Below are 22631 nucleotides of genomic sequence, written 5' to 3'. Positions count from 1 at the left end.
CCGTTACAGCGCCCCGACCAGCTCTACAAAGTGACGCCCCCGCTCTTCAAAGTTACGGTATTGGTCAAACGCAGTGCATGCAGGACTCAGCAGCACAGTGTCACCCGGTGTAGCCAGCATGTGTGCCTGCGCCACTGCCTCAGCCAGGTCTTCACAGCGAACAATAGGCGGGCAATTCTGCACTGTACGCGCCGCAGCTTCGATTTGCCCAGCCGCTTCTCCGATCAACAGCAGTACCTTAACATGATCAGGCAGCAGATTAACCATCTCGTCAAACGGCACTTTCTTATCTCGCCCGCCGGCGATCAGCAGCACTCGGCCCGCATGTGCATGTAGTGTGGCGACGGTACGGGCAGGGCTGGAGCCGATGGAATTGTTGTAATAATGAACGCCGCCCACAGTTGCAACCCACTGGTTTCGATGCTCCACTCCGACGAAGTTACGCACCGTCTCCAAGATTGCCTCGTCCGATACGATCCCCCGCACGGCAGTCATAGCAGCCATCATGTTTTCCACGTTATACCATCCCGGCAAACGAATGTCACTGATGGGTAACAGACCGTCGATCATACCATCGTGGACAGCGTGCCTGCCGAAATATTTGGTCCGCCCTCGTCCGCGAAGTGCGGCAGTCAACGGATTGTCGCCGTTTAGGACGGCACAGTCGTCAGCACTCTGAAAATCCAGCAGGCGGCGCTTCGCGGCGGTATATTCATTCATGTCGCGGTGCCAATCGAGGTGATTAGGCGAGAGGTTGGTAATCACCGCCACATGGGGAGAGCGCGTCATGTCCATCAGTTGGAAACTGGACAGCTCGACTACGCACACATCCAGCGGCGACATTTCGCCCGCGCGTGTCAGCAGTGGCATGCCAATGTTGCCACCCAGATGTACCTTACGTTCCCCATCAGCCAGCATGTCTGCAATTAGTGACGTGGTAGTGGTCTTACCATCCGAACCGGTCACACCAAAAATAGGGCAAGGACACAATGCAAAAAATTCCTCCATCTCACTGGTCACACGGCTGCCGCCAGCGCGGGCCGAGTCCAGCGCCGGATGGTCTGGGCGCATCCCGGGAGTACGGAACACCACGTCGCCTCCAACGCCATCCAGATAGTTTTCTCCTAAGCATAACCCGACGCCTAGATCGTCCCACTCCTCCCGGGGCAGAGCCGGATTGCGGTCGCGCACAGTGACGCGCGCCCCGGCCGAGCATAACATGCGAATCAGTGGTGAATTGCTGACGCCGGCGCCGATGACGGTCACTTCTCGACCGGTCAACGATTGGATATAAGTGTCAAAAGCAGGATTCATAAGCACCCCCACATAGAAAGTGTCATTAAACCCAATATACCACATTTTGGAATCAACCTGCCCATTAAAGTAATGAAGCAGCCGAACATTCCTAACATAACATCATCAAGCTTTCAGCCACAGCCTGGTGAGCTGCGTCGATAACGATGGCGGCAAACATACGAGTAAAGTCACGGCAAAAAGAAGCCTGATCGCTCAAGCTTCTTTTTACGGTAACTATTAGGTTCGTCCGTGCTTCACTTTTGTTACAGTTACAGTACCAGCGCCCCCGGTTCCATACAGATCGCCGGACGGCCGGATCACACCGGCGCTTCGTGCTGCTTGCGGAATTTCATCGGAGACAACTTCACCATATTCCGGAACGCCCGGTAAAAGGTCGGCACATTTTCAAAGCCAACCTCAAAACAGACGGTTACAATGTCTTTATCGGTTTCAAGCAGCAGGCTTTTGGCCACGCCGATGCGTACTTCCATCAAGTATTGCGTTGGCGTCACGCCGTAGCTTTCTTTAAAAATATTGTTGACATACCTTGCGCTGATTCCCATACGTCCGGCGATATCGCCTGCGGTCAGCGGCTCGAAATAATGCTGCTCGATATATTTGCGGATGCGCTCCGCCCTCATCGCGTTGGAATCGGTAATCGCCGCGCCTTGCCGGGAACGGGAAAGCTGCAGCAGTATTTCCTGCAAAAAGATCCGCTGCGCCCAGGCGTATAATGGATCGGCCGCTGCCTGCTCAAACATCATTTTGCGCAGCAGCTGCCGCACCTCGGCCGCCAGCAGCGGATTCGGCTGCAGCATCGCGGATGCGGCGAATCTTTTGCCGAAAAGCTCGTTGTGCACGGCGCCTTCAAGCATTTGCGCGTTAAACGCCAGCACCAGCATCGTCAGCTTTTCCTCGCAATATATCGAATGGCGGGAATGCGGCACGATCAGCGCCAGCCTGTCGGCTGTAAGCTCATAACGCTGTCCGTCCAACTGCAGGCCGCCGATCCCGTCCAGCACATATAAAATTTGATGAATTTGATGGCTGTGTTCTTTTACGACATTGCCGTCGCTATGCTTGCTTTCGTACAGCAATATGCCGTTGTCCGGCAGCTCGATGATTCTCAGCTCCATCCGGTGTCTCCTCCGCCCCAAAAAACGGTACTAGTACCATTTTACTCTTTGGCGAAGAGGACGCAAGTATCCTTATTACTTAGCTACTTACTATACATGTTCCAAATAACGGTTTTTCATCTGCTCAAGCGTTTCGTCCCCCGGCTGATCCGATATGCGGCGGTTAAAAATTTCCACTTCGATCGGTCCCTTATAACCGGCCGCTTCCACGGCGTGGCGGATTTTGCGCAGCTCGATCACACCGTCGCCCATCATGCCGCGGCCCATCAGCATATCCGGCACCGGCACAAGCCAATCGTTAACATGGAAACCAAGAATACGTTCCCCGGCTCTGGCGATTTCGGTATACAAATCGGGGTCCCACCATAGATGGAACACATCGACCACAACGCCAACATCCGGTACGTTCAACTGCTCGGCCATCGTATTGGCTTGCGACAGCTTAACGATGACGGACCGCTCGGCCGCATACATCGGATGCAGCGGTTCGATGCCAAGCTTGACGCCGTGTTCCCGGGCATAAGGGACCAACTGCTCGATGCCGTCGAGCACCTGTTTCCTCGCTTCGCCGATATCTTTGTCCGAGGAAGGCCCGCATACGAGCACAAGCACTTCGGCCCCCAGCTCAGCCGCTTCCTCGATGGCGCGCCGGTTGTCCTCGATTCTGGCCGCACGCTCCGCCGCCGTCCCCGCAGGGAACATGCCGCCGCGGCATAAGCTGGATACGCGCAATCCCGCGTCGCGGATCATCTTGCCGCTTTGCTTAAGCCCCGCTTCGGCCACCCTGTTTCTCCACGGCGCGATCCAGCCGATGCCCGCTCTTGCGCAGCCGTCGACCGCTTCCTGCAAAGTCCAGCGGTCCGTCGTCATTGTATTTAAACTTAATCTGTCTATCGATGTCAGCGGCTCCATTCGCGCTCAGCTCCTTTTTTCTGACCTTAATTAAAAGCCTAGAGTCTGTAGGGCGAATTGATTTCGGCGAATTTTTTTGATTGCCTTGACACCTTACTACATCTAATCCAATCAAGGCAATCAAAATGTTCGAGCTTGGAAGCCATCCCTCGCCTGCAATGACACGCACCTTGAATAAATATTCACCGAATTGCTTTTTCGCCCTGCAGACTCTTAGTTCACACCGGATACGTTCATCAGCAGGTTCATCCGCTGTACCGCCAATTCACGGTCCGCGATCAATCCCGCCTGATCGGCAAGAACGAACAAATCGGCCAGATGGATAGCGCTTCTCGCCCCTTCGGCTCCGCCCAGCATCCGGAAATGCGATTGATGGCCATTCAAATAAGCCATAAAAACGATACCGGTTTTATAAGCAAAAGTCGGCCGCTGGAAAATGTGGCGGGACAACGGCAGCGTTTTATCCATCAGCTCGTGGTACCGTGCGGTTTCCCCCGCATCCAATGCATGCAGCGCAGCCGCGGCAACCGGAGCGATCGCGTCGAAAATGCCAAGCAGCGCATGACTGTAGCCCGCTTCATCGCCTTTAATCAACTCGGGATAATTAAAGTCGTCGCCGGTGTACATTTTTACATTGGCAGGCAAACGGCGGCGCATATCGATTTCTTTACTTGCATCAAGCAGCGAAATTTTGATGCCGTCGATTTTGTCGGCATGGCTGTTAATGATGCGCAGACACACGTCCATCGCCGCGGAAGTATCGCGGTGACCCCAATATCCGGCCAGTGCCGGATCAAACATATCGCCAAGCCAATGCAAAATGACCGGTTTCGATACTTGGGATAAAATTTTCCCGTACACCCGCTCATAATCTTCCGGACCTTTGGCGACAGCCGCAAGCGCCCGGCTCGCCATCAGAATCACTTGGCCGCCAAGCCCTTCCACAAAAGCGCACTGCTCCTCATAAGCCGCTTCCACCTGCTCCAGCGTAAGCCCCGGCTGAACCAGCAAATGGTCGGTTCCGGCACCGCTTGCGACAGTGCCGCCGACGGACCGGGCTTCCTGAATGGAGCGTTTGATCAGCTCCTGCGCTCTCGCCCAGTCAAGCCCCATGCCACGCTGGGCCGTATCCATCGCTTCGGCAACGGCAAAACCAAGCGACCACAAATGATGGCGGTAAGCCATCGTCGCTTCCATATCAATCTGCGCGTCGGCAAGCGGATCGCGGTTCGCCCACGGATCAACAACGACATGCGCGGCCGCGTATACGATACGGCTTTGGAACTTCCCGTTTGGCCGAGGAAGCGACAGCGCATCGTTTAATTCATATGCATATATCGATCTATCCGCCTTTGGCAGCTTAATTGAAATGCTCATCTTAGCCCTCCTATTTTTACTAACCCCTCAGCTAGGGGGGATGGTTGAAGATTTGGCGTTCGTGAATTTTTATTCCGGGTCTGCAGAGGGAAGGGAATTGTCATGGAAAGTTTACGTCCGCCTTGAAAACCGTGTTTTTACGATAAAATAAATTAAGGGGAAAACACGGTTTTCACGAGCGGTGGAATGGCAATCCCAGCCCGCCGCAGACATATCGGAATAAAAACTCACCGTTTTTGCATCTTCACCGGTCAACCGCTAGCTGAGCTCCGGCACGTCGATCCACCTGCGTTCCTTCCACGATTGCAGTCCCAGCTCCGAAAGCTGTGTGCCTTTGGCGCCTTCCAGCAGTCCCCATTTAAACGGCGCATCTTCGGCGACATGCTGTAAAAATTGCTCCCATTGAATTTTAAAGCCGTTGTCGAACAACTGATTGTCCGGCACTTCCTCCCATTGGTCGCGGAACGAGAGTGGATTCGGGATGTCGGGATTCCATACCGGCTTCGGCGTGTTGACCCGATGCTGCGTCCGGCATTCCCGCAAGCCTGCGACGGCGCTGCCTTCCGTACCGTCCACTTGGATGTTAACCAGCTCTTTGCGGTCGACACGGACAGCCCATGACGAATTCACCTGTGCAACGATGCCGCCTTCCAGCAGGAACGTAGCGTATGCCGCGTCTTCCGCGGTGCATTCGTAGAGTTCGCCCTGCTCATCCACCCGCTGAGGGATGTGCGTCGCGCCGATACACGAAACGGAACGGACTTCGCCGAACAAATTGTCCAGCACATAACGCCAATGCGCAAACATGTCGACGATAATGCCGCCGCCTTCTTCCTTACGGTAGTTCCAAGAAGGCCGCTGTGCCGGCTGCCATGTTCCTTCAAACACCCAATAGCCGAACTCCAAGCGCACCGACAAAATGCGTCCGAAATACCCGGAATCGACGAGCCGTTTCAGTTTGATCAGACCCGGCAGAAACAGCTTGTCTTGTACAACGCCGTTTTTGACGCCCGCTTCCTTCGCCAGATTGGCCAGCTCAAGCGCTTCCTCCAACGTTTCCGCGATCGGTTTTTCGCAATATATATGTTTTCCGGCGGCAATAGCTTTTTTGATACTCTGCGCCCGGTGTGTCGTTGTTTGCGAGTCAAAATAAATTTGGTTATACGGATCCTGCAAGCATTCATCAAGATTGGTGCTCCAGCGTTCCAAACCTTGCGATGCCGCCAACGCGCGTACCTTCTGTTCTTGTCTGCCCACCAGTATCGGATCGGGCATAACTCTGTCCCCATTGGACAATGCAACCCCGCCTTGCTGGCGGATCGCCATAATGGAGCGGATCAAATGCTGGTTGGTGCCCATTCTGCCCGTAACCCCGTTCATAATAATGCCGATTTGAATCGTCGCCATCTTTATTCTCCTCCTATGTGTGCGTCTACACCGTTATTGTAAGCGTTCTACCTTCTTGCGTCTTGCTAGATTGGGAAGCGGATTCTTAATTTCGGAAATCGTTTTTTGCAAAACAAATAAGCCGGATTGATCCGGGCGTACCTAACGATCCACAGGTACTTAAGTCAAGGATACTAAGTATCGAAAAATTCAGTCATTTTCGCAAACAAGATCGTTGCTTATAATAAAAGCAGCTGTATCGAAGTGCTTTCAGTGAAGTGCATTCGTGTCTTAAAGGAAGCTTTTCTTGCGAGCAGAAAGTTTAATTTGCACTTCAACGTTTAAATTCAGTTAAACTTTCTTACTCTAAATAAAAGCATCCATATCGAAGTACTTTCAGTGAAGTGCATTCGTGGTTTAGAGGAAGCTTTTCTTGCGAGCAGAAAGTTTAATTTGCGCTTCAACGTATAATACAGTTAAACTTTCTTAGTCTAAATAAAAGCATCTGGGCAAAGTAAATTCATGTCTTAAAGGAAGCTGCAACACAGCCAACAATTTTCTAATAATGGAGGTCATTTCATGGAAAAACGCAATTTCGGCCGGACCGGCCGGCAGTTTCCCATCTTAAGTTTCGGCGCGCAGCGGATCGTCGACGAGCACTACTGCACCGAAGAAGAAGCAATTCAAATCGTCAACCGGGCAATTGACGAAGGGATCACTTATTTTGACACTGCGCCAACTTATTCCAAAGGACAATCGGAAGAAAGACTCGGCAAATCGTTCGGAAACCGCCGCGACCAAGTGTGGATCGCTACGAAGACGGGCGAAAGAACAAGAGACGGTTCGTGGAGAAGGCTGGAGGAAAGCTTGAAGCGGCTGCAGACCGATCATGTGGAGGAATGGCGGCTGCACGCGGTCGGCACGATGGAGGAGCTGGACCGGATTTTTGCCGAAGACGGGGCCATCAAAGCGATGATTGAAGCCAAAGAGCAAGGCGTCATCAAACATATCAGCATCAGCGGCCATAGAAATCCGCTTGTCCAGCTTGAAGCGATCAACCGCTTTCCGTTTGACAGCGCCTTAGTCGCCGTGTCCGCCGCAGATCATTTTATATACAGCTTCGCTCATGAGTTTTTGCCGCAGGCCAACGAAAAAGGCGTCGCCGTAATCGGCATGAAGCTGCTCGGATTGGGACTGCTTGCCCCGTGGTATGAAAATGCGCTGCGTTACACGTTCTCCTTGCCGATTTCCACGGCGATCGTTGGCATCTCCTCCATGGAGCAGCTGGAGCAAAATTTGCGGGTAGCCCGGGAGTTCCAGCCGATGGACGACATCGAACGGCTGGATTTTTTGAAGGAGATTATGCATCTGGCCACGCCGGGAGTGCTGCGCTGGAAAGCCAAAGACTGGAACGAAGGCAAGGAATGGGCCGTCCGTTAGGCAGCCTGCTTTTACGGTATGGACCCTAAATATTTTCATCTGGGCAGAGATTACCTCTGCCTTTTATACTTACTGCGGCATATCTGCCGGCTCCCTGTGGGGCCGGTTTTTTCGTGCAAAAATTCCACTTTTTCATGCCAAGCTCCCATGGAAATTTTTCTTACGGTCAAAAGACAAACGCTTCGCGCGGCTTTAAGGTCCCGGATCCAAAGGATCGTAGCTGATCAGCACCGGCATAAACTTCGGCGTCACCGTAAAACTGATCTTCCTTCCGTCCTTGCCGGTAAAACTTGCAAAATAATCCCCGAATGGAGGCGAATATTCCACATTGTCAAATCGCAAGCCCAGCTCCCGGTAATGGAGCAGCACATAGACCGTAGCGGATGTGCGTGCCGCAACCGACTGCATGGCGGATGACTGCGAAACCGCTATCGCCGTGATCGCTATAACTAACAAGATGACCTTTGCCGCTTTTGATCTCCACAAAACTTCCGCCCCTCCTTTACCGTTTCCCAAATCATAACATACGTGCTCCGCTGCGTAAAAAATCACGGTATCCGTTAATTATGACAAAGGTTGTCATATTACACCTGCTACACTGCTATTGAAACCATTAGACTTAAAAGGAGTCGAGCCATAAAATGAATGTCTATCAACGAACTGTCATACCGCACGCCGCAGCAGCTTTGTACAGATCCGTCGCCGCGGCGATTTTGCCGGCCGACCTGCGTAGCCATTCCAAGCTAGCCCACAGACAAGCAGGTGAACTTGCATGAACAATACGATCGAAATACGAGGGGCCCGCGAGAACAATTTAAAAAATATATCGCTCAGTATCCCAAAAAACCGGCTGGTCGTCATAACGGGCGTGTCCGGCTCGGGCAAATCGTCAATCGCCATGCATACGCTGCAAAAAGAATGTCAACGGCAGTACATGGAGTCGATGGGAATGGTCACCGATTATTTAAGCAAACCTAACGTCGATTCCATTACCGGACTGTCGCCTTCCATCAGTATCGGACAGCATAATAACAACCGCAATCCGCGATCCACCGTAGGGACCGTTACCGAAATATACACTTACTTGCGAGTGCTGTATGCACGTTTGGGAGAACGGCCCTGCCCGTCCTGCGGGCGGCAGGTGAAACCTGTCTTCGAGCGGCAGACCAGTCTATCGCCCATCGGGAAAGAAAGCGATCAATTGGAAGAAGAAAACGGCGAGGAGCATCACGTGGAATGTCCGTCTTGCCGGCACAAGCTGCCGGAACTGACGATGGCGCATTTTTCTTTTAATAAAATGTTGGGGGCTTGCCCCTCCTGCGGCGGCTTGGGATTTACGAGCCGGCTGCAGTTAGCCGCTATGATCGATGAAAAGCTCAGCGTCACTGACGGCGGGGTTAAGTCATGGGATACGGAATTTATGCTGCCTTATTATACGGAATCGCTGCTGTCGGCAGCGGCCCATTACGGATTCGAGTTTGACGTTCACCTACCGATCAAAGATCTTAACGAAGCGCAGCGCACGCTTTTGTTTTACGGTATTTTCAGCGAATCCTTCCAAGCGATGTTTCCGGGCAAAAAACCGCCCAAAACGGTTGGAAAAGGCAAATTCGAAGGGATAGTCACCGCCATCCATAAAAAATACCATGAAAGCATGAACGATGAAGATAATCGCAAAAAGTGGAGCGGCTATTTTACGACACAAATGTGCGAGGCTTGCCACGGTACCCGGCTGAGGGAAGAAAGCCGCGCGGTTACGCTTCACGGCTCGTCCATCGTAGAAGTAAGCGAGTTTGCTTTGGATGAGCTGTGGGATTGGCTGCAGCAGCTGCAAACGCAGCTCGGCCCGGAAGCGATGGCGGTCCTGCGGCCGATTATGTCGGATTTGACCGAGCGGATCAAGCGGTTTCTCGATATCGGCTTATATTACTTGACGTTGTCCCGGTCGGCGGTATCCTTGTCGGGCGGTGAAGCGCAGCGGCTGAGGATCGCCTCGCTGCTCGGTTCGGGATTAACGGGGGTGCTGTACATTCTCGATGAACCGACGACAGGACTGCATCCGCGAGATTCGCACAAGCTGCTGGCCGCGCTGAAGCGCCTCCGCGATTTGGGCAATACCGTACTGCTGATCGAACACGACACCGATGTGATGGAACAAGCCGACTACATTATCGATATGGGGCCAAAAGCCGGCAAAAACGGCGGTTATGTAGTAGGGGCCGGATCACCGCGGGAGCTGCAGCGTATGGCCGCCTCCGTTACCGGACGGTATTTGTTCGCGCCAACGCCTTACCGCAGCATTCCCCGCAGATCAGGGGACGGCTCATCTCTCGTTGTGAAGAACGCTTGCGGGAATAATTTAAAAAACGTGACCGTCTCCGTTCCATTGCATCGGTTTGTGGTAATTACCGGCGTTTCCGGCTCGGGAAAATCCACTTTTTTATTTGATGTGGTGGAACAAGCGATCCGGGGCCGTCAAACGGACGAACCGCTAGTTACCGGCGTTGAGCAGATCGGCAAAATGATAACAGTTCATCAAGAGGCGATCGGCAAAATTTCACGCTCGAATATAGCGACCTATACGGACTTGTTTACATCGATCCGCAATCTTTATGCAAGTCTGCCGGACTCCAAACGACGTGGGCTGACAGCCAAACACTTTTCGTTTAATACGACAGGAGGACGCTGCGAGAAATGCAAAGGACTTGGCGTGCTGCAAATGGATATGCATTTTTTGCCCGATGTCGAGGTGAAATGTCCGGCATGCGGCGGCAAACGATTCAAGAAGGAAATTCTCGAAGTCAGTTACCGGGAACATAACATATCCGAATTATTGGACTTGACCGTGGAGGAATGCCTTCCCCTTTTTGAGGAGCGGATGGATATTAAAAACAAGCTGGAGCTGCTCGTTGAGGTTGGCCTGAATTATGTCAAGCTGGGGCAGCCTGCCAGCACATTATCCGGAGGGGAAGCGCAGCGGCTGAAATTATCCAAGGAACTCGGGAAAAACGGAGGCAGCCATACGTTGTTTTTACTGGATGAACCGACGACAGGGCTGCATCCGGCCGATGTGGAGCGGCTGATCGCCTTTTTCAACAAGCTGGTCGATCAGGGACATAGCGTTGTAACGATCGAGCATCATCTGGACGTCGTTTGCGCAGCCGATTGGATCATCGACTTTGGCCCCGAAGGCGGCAAAGCCGGCGGAACCGTCATCGCTCAAGGCACGCCGGAACAGGTGCAGCATATCGCTGCGTCCTACACCGGGCAGTATTTGAAGGGACGGCTCTCGCCCGCCAAGGCATGAGTGGAGGCTTGAACGCAGCAAATGAAGCGATTTCGATTCGACCTTGATTAAAGTTGATCGTTAGCTGGTTGATTGGCTGAAAGTCGCTGTGGTTGGCCTGATCCATGCGAAAATCACGCTCCAACGCTAATGGATAGCAGCGGACTTAGCCCATGATAATGTCACCCTCCAGCGCTAACGGACATCAGCGTCGCTATATGACAAAAAAATCGGGTTATCATTTTTTAACGGACAAGAGCGACTCTATTTGCCCAAAAAAGTCGGGAAAATCGCGATAGTAGGCCAAATAAGAGCGACGATATCCGTTACATTCAGCAAACCTCTGATTTGGTTTACATAGCTGCGCTCATGTCCGTTAGAGAGGGCGCCTCTTCAACGTTGAGTGATGCACAATAGTTGCCACTGAAAAAGTAGCTTAAGTGAGCGAAATCATGCTGGAGAAGCTCCAGCGATCGCTTTTGTCCCCGAATTTCACCTGCCGCAAGCAGGTACATTCAAGAAATTGGGGGACAATGGGCGATCGTAAGCATGATTCGCTCATGCAGCGTTCGCTTTTTCAGTGGCCTCCTTCTGCACGTGTGGGGTTCGAGCGACTGCCGCGCAGCGCCGCAACGCGCGCTTGGGATTCGCGCGCGTTGGACAGCGTACCTGATGCCCCCCATCCTTGCCGCCGCCGTACGGTCTCACGATTTTGCAGCTTAATAAACGATTTGGTCCGCGTAATTCATATCGATGGGCTCCGTCAGCACTTCAATGTCCGGATTATCCCTCAGTTCAGGGAGCAGGCTCTCCGAAACCCATATATGTTTCATATTCAGCGTGTTTTCGATGCGCACCAGGCGGACCTTGCTGAGATCAAAAGCGTTGCACGTCTTCACGGCGGTTTGGACGGCCAGTTCCGCCGATTCCAGCGTCAGCGGAATTTTGACCATTTCCAGCACCGTGCTGGTTATCGCGTTGGCGTAACCTTTACCCGCGGCGATTTGCTCGACCGCTCGACGTGTCGTCACATCGGCCAAGCCGATTCCGTTGCCGTTGCCTTCCGTCGCTTCGGTCAAACCGAGCACGGCGATGCGGGTTACTTTCGGACCTCCCGAAGCGTACGGCGTGCCGTACCGGCCGGTAATGTTCGGGTCCATGCCGTCCCCGGAAATGTTTTTGCCGATTTCATCCACCACCAGCACGTCAATCGGGTCGACCATTATTCTCGGCATCAGCGACTTGGCTTCGGCCAACAGCAGCGGCTCCGCTTCCGCCAGCTTTTCCGCCGGGACCGCCACCACTTTAGCGACATGATCGTAGGCGTTCTCGATCGTGCCAAGCCCAAAGATGATCGGCACTTTGCTTAACACGATTTTGGCCATCGCCGGAATATGCTCGGCCATATATTTGAAGCTGTATGCGTGAGCGGCTTCCGCCCCTTTTTGCTTACCAAGCCCAATGGTGATCATCTTCGTAAGTCCGCTTTCAAAAGGCCCCCGAAACGCCGTATGCGGTTTGATTCGGTTGATGACGATCACCTTATCCGCCTCAAAGGCGAGTTTATCTGCATAAACCGGCAATCCGTTCGGCAGTTCGCCCACCTGCACGACATCCATGCTCGCCCTAATCGGCGCGCCCGTAAACGACTCGGTTACGCCGAGATGCTCCAGCACGCTGCGCTGGCCTTCGGCCGTCGCTCCCCCATGGCTGCCCATCGCCGGTATCAAAAACGGAAGGCCGCCGGCCAACTTCACCGCATTCACCACCTCCCGGACCAGCACCGGAATATCCGCAACGCCCCTGCTGCCTACCGCAATCGCAACCCGATCTCCCGACGCGATCCGCGACAGCACTCCGGCATCTTGCATCGCCTCTCTGGCGGCCTCAGCCGTATCCTCAACCTCCGGCGCGTAAAAATGCTGACGCACCTTGACCATTCGCGGCAGCGAGGTATCGCCGACCAATTGCGCAATCATGTTCATCGCAACAAACCTCCTTCATCGTCAAAAAATGCAAACGCTGTCATATCTGTTGATTTCATATTCCCACTTCAAGTAAAAATATGCAATAGGTTTTGCGGAACAAGAGCGCTCCGTCATGGAAAACAAGCCAAATCTTGTCAAGGTTTACACTTAAAAAATATCCAAAGATTTCTTTATCAAGTAAGCGTTGTCTTCAGTTCCATCTGTCTTGTCAATAGTAAAACATCATGATATCGTATCAACTTGTGGAAAAAAAACGATTTAGTAGAGGTGACGCATGAGATTTACAATTGGTAATAAAATGATTGCCGGATTTTTAATTATTGCGTTTATTTTGGGAATTGTCAGCGCATTATCGTATCATTATTTGCAAAAGATAGACGATTCGTATGCGGATCTGGTGAATAGGCGGGAGAAAATTTTAGCGACATCCAAAGACATGAGGGCGGACACGCTGCAGCAGATGAGCAGCTTGCGGGATTATTTGTTAACTCAAAATCAGGACAGTTTGGACCGGTTTAACCAAGCCGGCAAGCAGCTTACGGAACGAAGCGGCTTTATGGTAACTTTGATAAAACGCGATGTGGACAAAGAGCAAGTCAACAAATTACACGATTTAAACCAGCAATTTAAGAAAGAAGCCGAGCAAGTTCTCGCTTTGATCGGGTCAAATAAGGAGGCCGCCGTCAAATCTTCCTCCGGGGTCATTCAGCTTGGCCGCGATATGGAAAATTTGGCGAACAGCATCGCCGACGGGCAGCAGAAGTTGGTCGACGAAAGCAGCACAGCCACTTCCGCCATGGTTGAAACGATAAAAAAAATGATTCTGATTATGAGTATCGCCGCTTTCATTATGGCTGTCCTTATCGGATTTCTGATTTCCAAAATCATTTCCAAACCGACCGTACAGCTGGCGAATGCGGCCAAACAAATTGCAGCCGGAGATTTGACGGTAAAAGAAATCGTGGTGAAAAACCGCGATGAAGTCGGCGATTTGGCCTATTCTTTTAACCAGATGGTGAGAAATTTGCGGGAACTCATCGCCCAAACGACCATCAGCGCCGAACATGTGGCCGCTTCCTCGGAGGAGCTGAAAGCAAGCGCCCAGCGGACGAATATTGCTACAGAGCAAATCGCATCCGCCATTCAGCAGGTAGCCGCCGGTTCCGGCAAACAAGTGCAGAGCATCGGCGAAAGCGTGCAGGCGGTAGGCGAGATGTCGGCAGGCGCGCAGCAAATTGCCGTCAATGCGCAAAACGTCTCGTCTTCGGCCTCCGAAGCCGCGGAAAAGTCGACTGAAGGCAGTCAAGACATCCAACGTGTAACGGAGCAAATGAACTCGATCCATCTCACGATGGAACGCCTTTCGGAAGTTGTCGTTCATTTGGAAACACGCTCTCAAGATATCGGCGAAATCGTTAAAATCATTTCGGACATATCGGCGCGAACGAATCTTCTGGCCTTAAACGCCTCCATTGAAGCTGCGCGGGCCGGGGAGCAAGGAAAAGGTTTTGCCGTCGTCGCCGGCGAAATCCGCAAGCTTGCGGAACAATCGTCACAATCGTCCCAGCAAATTGCCGACCTCATCGCAGCCATCCAGGAAGAAACAAACAAGGCCGCGTTGTCCATGGAATCCGGAATCAAAGAGGTGGACGAAGGCATTCACGTTGTCAGCAAAGCCGGTACGTCGTTTGAGCATATCGATCAGGCCGTACATAAGGTGTTGACCCAAATTCAAGAAGTGGCGGCGGCCGCACAAGAAATGTCGGCCAGCACGGAGCAAGTCAGCGCTTTTATGAAGTTCATCGCCGCGATTGCCGAGGAATCGGAGTCCGGAATCAGGCACGTATCCGCATCGACACAAGAGCAGCTCGCTTCCTCGGAGGAAGTTTCTACTTTTGCTTCGTCGCTGGCCCAGATGGCTGAACAGCTGCAATTCCAGATCGTTAAGTTTAAGGTCTGATCGTTATTTGAAAAAGACGCTTCCAGAACCACGGTATAAGTGATCCGGAAGCGTCCTTTTATATGCTTATTCATGTCAAACCGGAGGCCTCCCGGGCCTGCATTACCCTCCGATATGAGACATTTCGATTTTTTTCCGCTTCAGACCCGGCGTGTTGCGCAGCCGCTCCTCCGAGTAGCGATCGTCGCGCCCGGACCAAAATTCCGCAATCAGCCGGCGGATTTGCTCATCGCTCCGTCCGTCGCGTAAAGGTCCGCTTAAATCGGTTCCCGTCGAAGCAAACAAACAGCTGTACAGCTTCCCTTCGGCAGAAAGCCTCGCCCTGGTGCAGGTCGAGCAGAACGCCTGCGTCACCGAAGAGATCAGTCCGATCTCCCCTTCTTCTCCCGCATAGCGGTACCGCTGCGCTACTTCGCCGTAATGGTTTGCCCCAACCGGCTCAAGCGGCATTTCCCGCTGAATGAGACTTACAATCTCCCGGCTGGGCAGCACTTGATCGAGCCTCCAGCCATTGGAATTGCCGACATCCATATATTCGATAAAACGCAGAATATGCCCCTTCTCGCGAAAATATCTCGCCATCGGCAGCACATCCTGGTCATTGGTCCCCTTCTGCACGACCATATTCACCTTTACCTGCAACCCCGCCGCCGCGGCCGCATCAATGCCCGTCAATACTTGGGATACTTTGAATCCCCGCCCGTTCATCCGGCCGAACCGTTCGTCATCCAAGCTGTCCAAGCTGACCGTAACGCGGCGTAAGCCCGCATCCTTCAGAGCCTGCGCATGCCGCGCCAGTAGAGAACCATTGGTCGTCACGGCAATATCGCGAACCCCTTCGATTTCGCCGATCCTCCGGATCAGCTCCGGCAGCCCTTTGCGCATCAACGGTTCGCCGCCGGTAATCCGCACCTTCTGCACGCCCAAGGAGACAAAAATCCGCGTCAGACGAACCAGCTCCGGAAAAGAAAGCAGCTGGTCCTTCGCAAGAAATGCATAGTCCGGCCCGAATATTTCTTCGGGCATACAATAACGGCAACGGAAGTTGCACTGATCGGTAACCGACAGCCGCAAGTCGCGCAAAGGCCGCTGCAGTTTGTCAAATGCCTGGTAAGACAGGGGCGTTTCCTGCATTTGCGTTCACTCCTCAAAACGATCCGAATTCGCTCCCTGCACAATCAGTCCGGATTTCCGGTGGCGGCTGGCAGCCGCGAACGCCGCCGGTTGTTTGTACCCGCCCGGATCGCATCCACTGCAGCAAAGTTTATCTTTCTAGACTATCGCAAAATCGTCCGTTCAGCAAGAGATGCCGCGCCAAAACAAACAGACCTTCCGCATCCCCGCTAACAGGAATGGAAGGTCTGTTTATAACCCGGCTTCGCCAATAGAATGCCGCTATGTACGGCAAACGTCCAAGGCGTTCGAGGCAGCTTGCCGTTTGATAGTCCGGATGAACACCGGCCGGTCTCCATACCGGCTGATTGCAGCGCAAGCCCGTACCGTTTGGGAATTCAAGCTCCCATCAGTGACTTGAACCCGCTGTCTCCCACCACTGCAGGCGGCCATTCGCACAGATCAAACGGGTAATCCGTTCCCTGCACGATTTTGTCTTCGCCGACCAGCTCGGTAAGGTAATGGAGAGCGCCGGGATTCCACAGCACGGTATCGTACCAAAATTTTTTGATCATCATCTGCGGCGGTTCCGGCAGTTCCGCGGAGACCGCTTTCCACATCTCGTACCCTTTGTTCATGCGGCCGATTTGATAAGGCATCAATCCGCCGCCGTGAGCGAGCAATATTTTGACGTCGGGGTAACGGGTCAGCATACCGCTGAGCAGCAGATCGGTGGCGCATACCGTCGATTCCCACGGCACGCCGATCAAATTCGGCATCATCCGTTTGCCAAGCCGCGGGTCCGTGCAGAGCAGCGGATGAACAAATACGATCGCCTTATTGCGGTTCGCGCTTTCCCAGAACGGCGTAAACTTATCTTCGCTGAGCATGTTTCCGCCCCAGGAGGAGCCCACGATGGCGCCTCTGAGCCCTTGCCCCATCGCTCTTTCCAGCTCGGCGGCCGCCGCTTCGGGATCGTTCAGCGGCACGGTTGCCAGCGCGGACAAACGCGTGTCATGCAGCTTAACCCACTGTGCGAGGCCGTCGTTGTAAACCGTAGATACCTCGCTTGTCACCTCGGGGGCAAAATCATAAAGAAACAGTTGGGGAATCGGGGAAACCAGCGAATGCGCAATGCCCGCTTTCTCCTGCTCACCGAGGTACAGCTCGGGATTAACAAACGATTCCTTGAGCTCAAATTCCCAGTTTCCATTTACGCTTAAAAAATCGGCCTTCAGCGGATCTTTTTGAATCCATTTGGCGTTTACGGCTTCTTTATTGCTGCGCAGCCATTGCGTTACCTCAGGAGGAATAAAATGCGTATGAACGTCGTACATGAACCGGCCTCCTCGTAAAAAACGGGTATCGATGATGATAATGTACTTAAGACGGGCTTTATTTATCTGCCAGGCGTATCGGAAACCGGGACTCCCGCAATCCCCCAATGTGTCTTAGGAACTTCCGTTACGAGCACGCGGATTCTCTCTTTTGGCACTTCAAGCTCTTCGGCCACCGTATCGGTGACGCGGGAAATGAGCGCTTTTACTTTGGACGCCGGTCTTCCTTCCAATATTTGGATGTTTACAATTGGCATGTGGTTTCTGCTCCCTTCTATTCTTTAACGATAAAATCAACCGTGCCGAGCCCGTCAAATTTCGCGGATACGGTATCTCCGGCACTCAGCATCACCGCCCCGGTAATTCCGCCGGTAAGGATCACTTGGCCGGCTTTCAGCTTAAGCCCTTTGCGCGCCAGCATGTTGGCCAGCATCGCAACCGAGTTCGCCGGATGGCCGACAACGGCTGCGCCGGCGCCTAAGTCCTTGATTTGCCCATTGATGCTGAGCGTGACGCCGACCAAATCAAGCTCCATGTTGTCAGGACGCTTGATTGTCGTTCCGAACACCACTTTCGAAGAAGAAGCATTGTCGGCGATCACATCGGGAAGCGTAAATTGAAAGTTTTCGTACCGGCTGTCGATCAGCTCCAGCGCGGGCAGCACGTATTCCGTTGCCGCCAGCACCTGTGCCCCGGTAATTCCCGGTCCTTCGATATCTTTGCCAAGCACAAAGGCGATTTCCGCTTCCACTTTTGGATGGATGAAGTCGCTCATCGAAATTTGCTGCCCGTTTACAACCATATAATCGAAAATATATCCGTAAATCGGCTCGCTAACATTCATTTGCTTCATTTTTGCTTGGCTTGTTAAGCCCATTTTGGGACCAACGATGTTATAACCTTCTTCGAGTTTGATCTGCACGAGCTGCTCTTGAATCTCGTAAGCATCGCTGACCGTCAGTTCCGGGTGATCGTTTGTAATGCGCAACACTTCCCGTTTCTCCACCTCTGCGCTGACGAGAAAACGGGCGAGTTCTTTTGCTTTTGCCTTATCCATCTTATTCCCTCCGTAATAAACGATTGGTATTGCCGAAACGCGGGAGAAGCCGCTTTCGCTACTTCCCCGATGCGTTACGTTTGCAAAATCGTCATTAATTGCGTGCTTTCGCCATTTCCGAAGCAACGTCGATGATCATATCTTCTTGGCCGCCGACCACCTTCAGCTTGCCCAACTCGATTAAAATATCGCGCGAGTCGATGCCGAATTTCTTCGCTGCGCGTTGTGCGTGAAGCATAAAGCTGGAGTATACTCCGGCGTAACCAAGCACCAGATTGTCGCGGGTAATTTCCTGCGGTACTTGAAGAATAGGCGCGACTACTTCTTCGGCCGTATCCATGATTTTATACAAGTCGATGCCGGTTTGTATGCCCATGCGTTCCAACACGGCTACAAGCACTTCGGTTTGCGTATTCCCGGCTCCCGCTCCCAAGCAGCGAATGCTGCCGTCAATTCGCACAGCGCCTTCTTCGATTGCGGCCAGTGTGTTGGCCATAGCCAGCGACAAATTGTTGTGGCCGTGGAACCCGACATTAACGCCGAGATGATCGCGCAAGGCGCGGGTACGTTCCCTTACTTCGTGCGGCAGCAGCGCGCCGGCGGAATCCACCATATAGACGGTATCGGCGCCGTAACTTTCCATCAGCTTCGCCTGCTCGACCAATTTGTCGACAGGGGCCATATGCGACATCATCAGAAATCCGACCGTCTCCAGCCCCATGTCTTTGGCTTTGGAAATATGCTGGGCCGATACGTCGGCTTCCGTTACGTGGGTGGCGATCCGCGCCATTTTGGCGCCAAGTTTGATCGCTTCTTTCATATCTTCGATCGTGCCGATACCCGGCAGCACCAGTACAGCCACCTTCGAATCGCCGCTCACCGAGACGGCCGCCTCAATCAGCTTCAGTTCATCCGTAAGCGATAAGCCGTACTGCAGCGACGAGCCGCCAAGGCCGTCGCCGTGCGAAACCTCGATATACGGCACGCCCGCTTCGCCAAGCGCCTTCGCCACACGCAGCACCTGGTCAACCGTATATTGGTGGGCAATCGCGTGACTGCCGTCGCGTAATGCTACTTCCGTAATTAGAATGTCCCGTTGTATCGTCATTTCAACGCCTCCCCTGCAGCTTGGGCAAGCCGATGCCGTGCAAATTGCTCGGCGACTTTGACGGCGGCTGCGGTCATAATATCCAGATTGCCGGAATATTTCGGCAAGTAGTCCCCGGCACCTTCTACCTCAAGGAACACTGACACTTTATTGCCCTCGATGATCGGTTCCGTCCGCAGACGGTAACCCGGCACATAAGATTGAATGGAGGCTACCATGTCGTAGATCGAACGGCGGATTGCATCGATGTCCATCCGCTCCGGATCAACCAGCGTATATACCGTATCGCGCATCAAAATCGGCGGTTCCGCCGGGTTGAGAATGATGATCGCTTTGCCTTTTTTGGCGCCGCCGATGTTCTCGATTCCTTTGGCTGTCGTTACCGTAAACTCGTCAATGTTGGCCCGTGTGCCGGGACCGGCGCTTTTGCTCGATATCGTAGCGACGATTTCCGCATATTGGACCGGGCTTACCCGATTTACCGCGTGCACAATCGGAATTGTAGCTTGACCGCCGCATGTAATCAAATTGATATTGTCCTTATCCAGATGCTCTTCGATATTTACCGTAGGCACAACCAATGCGCCGACGGCCGCAGGGGTCAAATCCAACGCCAGCTTGCCGGCATTCCGCAGCGCCTTGGCATGGCGCATATGCGATTTCGCCGATGTGGCGTCAAACACGATGTCGGCCAAATCCGGCTGCTCCAGCAGCCCGTTCAAACCGGAGTCGATCGTATAAAATCCGAGATTTCTGGCGCGGGCCAGTCCGTCCGAAGCCGGATCGATCCCGATCATCGTGGTCATCTCCAGCACCTCGGAGCGCTGCAGCTTATACATTAAATCCGTGCCGATATTGCCTGAGCCAAGCACGGCTACTTTGATTTTGGACATACGTTAGACCGCCCTTTCCATTCTGTAATCTAACCTTCGAAGATGACGCTGACTTCGCCCAGATGGCCCAGCCGTGCCGAAAAATGATCGCCCGGCTTAGCGTTAACAGCCGCCGAAAGCGCCCCTGACAAAATGACCTCGCCCGCTTTCAACGTAATGCCGAATTCAAACAGCTTGTTGGCCAGCCAAGCCACGCAGACGGCCGGATCGCCAAGCGCCGCCGCACCGACACCGGTATTCATGATCTCGCCGTTTTTGTAAAGCACCGAGCCGACCAACGGCAAATCGATGTCAGCCGGTCTGACCGGCTTTCCGCCGAGCACGTAAAGTCCCGATGACGCGTTGTCGGCAATCGTATCCTGCAGCTTGATTTTCCAATCCGCTACGCGGCTGTCGACGATTTCCAGCGCCGGCAGCACATAATCGGTAGCCATCAATACTTCAAGCGCCGTTACGCGTGGTCCGACCAGATCGCGCTTGAGCACAAACGCGATTTCCGCTTCCACTCTTGGCTGCAGCACCCGGGAGAACGGAATTGTCCCGCCGTTTTCGACCACCATATCATCCAGCAGATGGCCGTAATCCGGCTGGTCGACCTTAAGCAGCTGCTGCATCGCCAAAGATGTGAGGCCGATTTTTTTGCCGACGATACGTTTGCCTAATTTCAGCTGTTTATCGATATTGACGAGCTGAACTTGGTACGCTTCCTCTATTGTAATTTCCGGATCGATAGCGGTAATCGGCTCAACGCCTTTCCCTGCGACGACAGCTTGCTCCAAATGTTCGGCAAACCGGATTGCTTTATTTGACATATGCGTTCATCCGCCCTTCGTTATGAAATGAATTGAACCGAGATTCATAATCGGCAAACATCTTCTATTATAACTTGATACAAATGTTCGTTAATTCCGAATAAAACTCGAAGCTGTGCATACCGCCCTCGCGGCCGATCCCGCTTTGCTTCATGCCGCCGAACGGCGTACGCAGATCGCGTAAAAACCACGTATTCACCCACACGATGCCTGCTTCGATTTGGCCGGCGACACGGTGGGCACGGCGCAGATCGTTGGTCCAAACCGATGCGCTCAGGCCATAATGCGTGTCGTTGACTTGATCAAGCACATCTTCTTCCGTATCAAACGGAATGACGGTAACAACCGGCCCGAAAATTTCCTCTTGTACGACACGGCAGTTGCGGTCAAGCCCGGTAATGATCGTCGGCTCCAGGTAATAGCCTTTGTCCAGCCCCTCGGGACGTTTGCCGCCATGAAGAATGGTGCCTCCTTCTTCAATCGCAAGCTTGATGTAGCCGGTTACGCGCTCATAATGCTCGTCGCTGATTAATGCGCCGACCTTCGTCTTTGGTTCGAACGGGTCGCCGACGACAAGCTCTTTTGTTTTGGCAACGAATTTTTCCAGAAACGCTTCGTATGCCGAACGTTCGACGTAGATCCGGGAGCCGCACAAGCACACTTCGCCTTGGTTGATAAAGCTTGATTTCATCGTCGTTTCGATCACTTCGTCCAAGTTGGAATCGGCGAATATGATGTTCGGATTTTTGCCGCCCAGCTCATAGGAAAGCCGTTTCAGCGTCTTGGCCGCTGTGGTCATAATGATTTTGCCTGTTGTCGTTTCCCCTGTAAAGCTGATCGCGTTCACATCCGGATGTTCGGTCAGCGCCGCTCCTGCAGAATTCGGCCCGAAACCGTGCACCAGGTTGACCACACCGTCCGGCATTCCGGCATCGCGGCATATTTCAGCCAATGCAGTTGCCGTCATCGGCGTCAGCTCCGCCGGTTTCATGACGACAGTATTGCCTGCCGCAAGTGCAGGCGCAAGCTTCCAGGTCAAGAGCAGCAGCGGCAGATTCCACGGATTAATCAGGCCGATGACGCCTACCGGACGGCGGATCGCATAGTTTAACGCCACATCGTCCATTTGCGTCGCTTCGTTAGTGATCGTGCGGATATAATCGGAAAAGAAATGGAAGTTGTAAGCGGAACGCGGAATATCGATGCTGCCGGACAGCCAGATCGGCTTGCCGGTATCCAGCGACTCCAATGCGGCCAACTCGTCTTTTCTGGCCAAAATCAGATCGCCGACTTTACGCAATACGGCGATACGCTCGTTTGCGCTCATTTTTTTCCATGGACCGTTTAACGCCCGTTTCGCCGCCTGAACGGCAAGATCGATTTCCGCCGCACCGCCTTCCGCCACCGTGCCGAGTTTTTCTTCGGTAGCCGGGTTGATGTTGTCAAAGGTTTTGCCGTCAAAGGATGGAACGAATTTGCCATCAATAAAGTGTAAGCAATCGATTGGTTTTACATTGGTTTGCTGCATGG

At 53.1% G+C, this 22631-nt stretch carries 18 protein-coding genes; 3 read left to right on the top strand and 15 right to left on the bottom strand.

Annotated elements, in window-relative coordinates:
* Positions 1 to 3 precede the first annotated feature (3 nt).
* The 5 genes from murD to EYB31_RS10745 form a co-directional block, all read right to left on the bottom strand.
* A complete protein-coding gene (gene murD / locus EYB31_RS10765) occupies positions 4 to 1314 on the bottom strand; it encodes a UDP-N-acetylmuramoyl-L-alanine--D-glutamate ligase (RefSeq protein WP_131013332.1) in 1311 nt (436 codons plus the stop codon).
* Positions 1315 to 1613: 299 nt separating this feature from the next.
* Positions 1614 to 2432, bottom strand: a complete 819-nt coding sequence (locus EYB31_RS10760; RefSeq protein WP_131013331.1) for a helix-turn-helix domain-containing protein — start codon at positions 2430 to 2432, stop codon at positions 1614 to 1616.
* A gap of 90 nt (positions 2433 to 2522) precedes the next feature.
* Entirely contained in the window at positions 2523 to 3344 is an 822-nt protein-coding gene (locus tag EYB31_RS10755; protein WP_131013330.1) for a sugar phosphate isomerase/epimerase family protein, read from the bottom strand.
* Between the two features lie 213 nt (positions 3345 to 3557).
* Positions 3558 to 4721, bottom strand: coding sequence for a dihydrodipicolinate synthase family protein (locus EYB31_RS10750; RefSeq protein WP_131013329.1), 1164 nt, complete (start codon positions 4719 to 4721; stop codon positions 3558 to 3560).
* Between the two features lie 258 nt (positions 4722 to 4979).
* A complete protein-coding gene (locus EYB31_RS10745; protein WP_131013328.1) occupies positions 4980 to 6128 on the bottom strand; it encodes a Gfo/Idh/MocA family protein in 1149 nt (382 codons plus the stop codon).
* A 558-nt stretch (positions 6129 to 6686) separates the two neighbouring features.
* On the opposite strand from EYB31_RS10745, the gene EYB31_RS10740 reads away from it, so the two are divergent.
* Positions 6687 to 7547, top strand: coding sequence for an aldo/keto reductase (locus EYB31_RS10740; protein ID WP_131013327.1), 861 nt, complete (start codon positions 6687 to 6689; stop codon positions 7545 to 7547).
* 192 nt (positions 7548 to 7739) lie between these two features.
* Here the strand turns inward: EYB31_RS10740 and EYB31_RS10735 are convergent, their stop codons facing one another.
* On the bottom strand, positions 7740 to 8033 hold the full coding sequence (locus EYB31_RS10735; protein ID WP_131013326.1) for a hypothetical protein: 294 nt from the start codon (positions 8031 to 8033) through the stop codon (positions 7740 to 7742).
* Between the two features lie 286 nt (positions 8034 to 8319).
* Between EYB31_RS10735 and uvrA the strand changes: the two genes are divergently transcribed.
* Complete coding sequence (uvrA, locus tag EYB31_RS10730) at positions 8320 to 10854, top strand: excinuclease ABC subunit UvrA (RefSeq protein ID WP_131013325.1); 2535 nt, start codon at positions 8320 to 8322, stop codon at positions 10852 to 10854.
* Positions 10855 to 11552: 698 nt separating this feature from the next.
* On the opposite strand, the gene EYB31_RS10725 is transcribed toward uvrA, so the two are convergent.
* The gene (locus EYB31_RS10725) at positions 11553 to 12818 is read right to left on the bottom strand and encodes a nickel pincer cofactor-dependent isomerase, group 22 (protein ID WP_131013324.1); all 1266 of its coding nucleotides are present in this window, start codon (positions 12816 to 12818) and stop codon (positions 11553 to 11555) included.
* A gap of 277 nt (positions 12819 to 13095) precedes the next feature.
* Between EYB31_RS10725 and EYB31_RS10720 the strand changes: the two genes are divergently transcribed.
* A complete protein-coding gene (locus EYB31_RS10720; protein WP_131013323.1) occupies positions 13096 to 14781 on the top strand; it encodes a methyl-accepting chemotaxis protein in 1686 nt (561 codons plus the stop codon).
* 102 nt (positions 14782 to 14883) lie between these two features.
* Here the strand turns inward: EYB31_RS10720 and moaA are convergent, their stop codons facing one another.
* From moaA to EYB31_RS10680, 8 genes are all read right to left on the bottom strand, one after another.
* Positions 14884 to 15915, bottom strand: a complete 1032-nt coding sequence (gene moaA, locus EYB31_RS10715) for a GTP 3',8-cyclase MoaA (RefSeq protein ID WP_131013322.1) — start codon at positions 15913 to 15915, stop codon at positions 14884 to 14886.
* Between the two features lie 377 nt (positions 15916 to 16292).
* The gene (locus EYB31_RS10710; RefSeq protein ID WP_131013321.1) at positions 16293 to 17231 is read right to left on the bottom strand and encodes an amidohydrolase family protein; all 939 of its coding nucleotides are present in this window, start codon (positions 17229 to 17231) and stop codon (positions 16293 to 16295) included.
* A 62-nt stretch (positions 17232 to 17293) separates the two neighbouring features.
* Complete coding sequence (locus EYB31_RS10705) at positions 17294 to 17488, bottom strand: 4-oxalocrotonate tautomerase (protein ID WP_131013320.1); 195 nt, start codon at positions 17486 to 17488, stop codon at positions 17294 to 17296.
* A gap of 17 nt (positions 17489 to 17505) precedes the next feature.
* Positions 17506 to 18288: a 2-keto-4-pentenoate hydratase gene (locus tag EYB31_RS10700; protein ID WP_131013319.1), complete on the bottom strand. Its 783-nt coding sequence runs from the start codon at positions 18286 to 18288 to the stop codon at positions 17506 to 17508.
* 94 nt (positions 18289 to 18382) lie between these two features.
* Positions 18383 to 19396 (bottom strand): 4-hydroxy-2-oxovalerate aldolase, encoded by a 1014-nt coding sequence (dmpG, locus tag EYB31_RS10695; RefSeq protein WP_131013318.1) that lies wholly within the window; start codon positions 19394 to 19396, stop codon positions 18383 to 18385.
* Positions 19393 to 20289: an acetaldehyde dehydrogenase (acetylating) gene (locus EYB31_RS10690; RefSeq protein ID WP_131013317.1), complete on the bottom strand. Its 897-nt coding sequence runs from the start codon at positions 20287 to 20289 to the stop codon at positions 19393 to 19395. The genes dmpG and EYB31_RS10690 overlap by 4 nt, the downstream gene beginning before the upstream one ends.
* Positions 20290 to 20318: 29 nt before the next feature.
* Complete coding sequence (locus EYB31_RS10685) at positions 20319 to 21101, bottom strand: 2-keto-4-pentenoate hydratase (protein WP_131013316.1); 783 nt, start codon at positions 21099 to 21101, stop codon at positions 20319 to 20321.
* Between the two features lie 67 nt (positions 21102 to 21168).
* Positions 21169 to 22629: an aldehyde dehydrogenase gene (locus EYB31_RS10680; protein WP_131013315.1), complete on the bottom strand. Its 1461-nt coding sequence runs from the start codon at positions 22627 to 22629 to the stop codon at positions 21169 to 21171.
* Between the last annotated feature and the right edge of the window lie 2 nt (positions 22630 to 22631).

This window comes from Paenibacillus thalictri, assembly GCF_004307995.1.
Taxonomy (GTDB): Bacteria; Bacillota; Bacilli; order Paenibacillales; family NBRC-103111; genus Paenibacillus_AF; species Paenibacillus_AF thalictri.
This window is presented reverse-complemented; position numbering and strand designations above follow the sequence as displayed.

Coding starts and splice junctions, on each gene's coding strand:
- EYB31_RS10760 (WP_131013331.1), bottom strand. CDS start 2,432: ATGGAGCTGAGAATCATCGAGCTGCCGGACAACGGCATATTGCTGTAC.
- EYB31_RS10725 (WP_131013324.1), bottom strand. CDS start 12,818: ATGAACATGATTGCGCAATTGGTCGGCGATACCTCGCTGCCGCGAATG.
- EYB31_RS10705 (WP_131013320.1), bottom strand. CDS start 17,488: ATGCCAATTGTAAACATCCAAATATTGGAAGGAAGACCGGCGTCCAAA.
- dmpG (WP_131013318.1), bottom strand. CDS start 19,396: ATGACGATACAACGGGACATTCTAATTACGGAAGTAGCATTACGCGAC.
- EYB31_RS10755 (WP_131013330.1), bottom strand. CDS start 3,344: ATGGAGCCGCTGACATCGATAGACAGATTAAGTTTAAATACAATGACG.
- EYB31_RS10690 (WP_131013317.1), bottom strand. CDS start 20,289: ATGTCCAAAATCAAAGTAGCCGTGCTTGGCTCAGGCAATATCGGCACG.
- EYB31_RS10720 (WP_131013323.1), top strand. CDS start 13,096: ATGAGATTTACAATTGGTAATAAAATGATTGCCGGATTTTTAATTATT.
- EYB31_RS10710 (WP_131013321.1), bottom strand. CDS start 17,231: ATGTACGACGTTCATACGCATTTTATTCCTCCTGAGGTAACGCAATGG.
- moaA (WP_131013322.1), bottom strand. CDS start 15,915: ATGCAGGAAACGCCCCTGTCTTACCAGGCATTTGACAAACTGCAGCGG.
- murD (WP_131013332.1), bottom strand. CDS start 1,314: ATGAATCCTGCTTTTGACACTTATATCCAATCGTTGACCGGTCGAGAA.
- EYB31_RS10750 (WP_131013329.1), bottom strand. CDS start 4,721: ATGAGCATTTCAATTAAGCTGCCAAAGGCGGATAGATCGATATATGCA.
- EYB31_RS10745 (WP_131013328.1), bottom strand. CDS start 6,128: ATGGCGACGATTCAAATCGGCATTATTATGAACGGGGTTACGGGCAGA.
- uvrA (WP_131013325.1), top strand. CDS start 8,320: ATGAACAATACGATCGAAATACGAGGGGCCCGCGAGAACAATTTAAAA.
- EYB31_RS10740 (WP_131013327.1), top strand. CDS start 6,687: ATGGAAAAACGCAATTTCGGCCGGACCGGCCGGCAGTTTCCCATCTTA.
- EYB31_RS10700 (WP_131013319.1), bottom strand. CDS start 18,288: ATGGATAAGGCAAAAGCAAAAGAACTCGCCCGTTTTCTCGTCAGCGCA.
- EYB31_RS10680 (WP_131013315.1), bottom strand. CDS start 22,629: ATGCAGCAAACCAATGTAAAACCAATCGATTGCTTACACTTTATTGAT.
- EYB31_RS10685 (WP_131013316.1), bottom strand. CDS start 21,101: ATGTCAAATAAAGCAATCCGGTTTGCCGAACATTTGGAGCAAGCTGTC.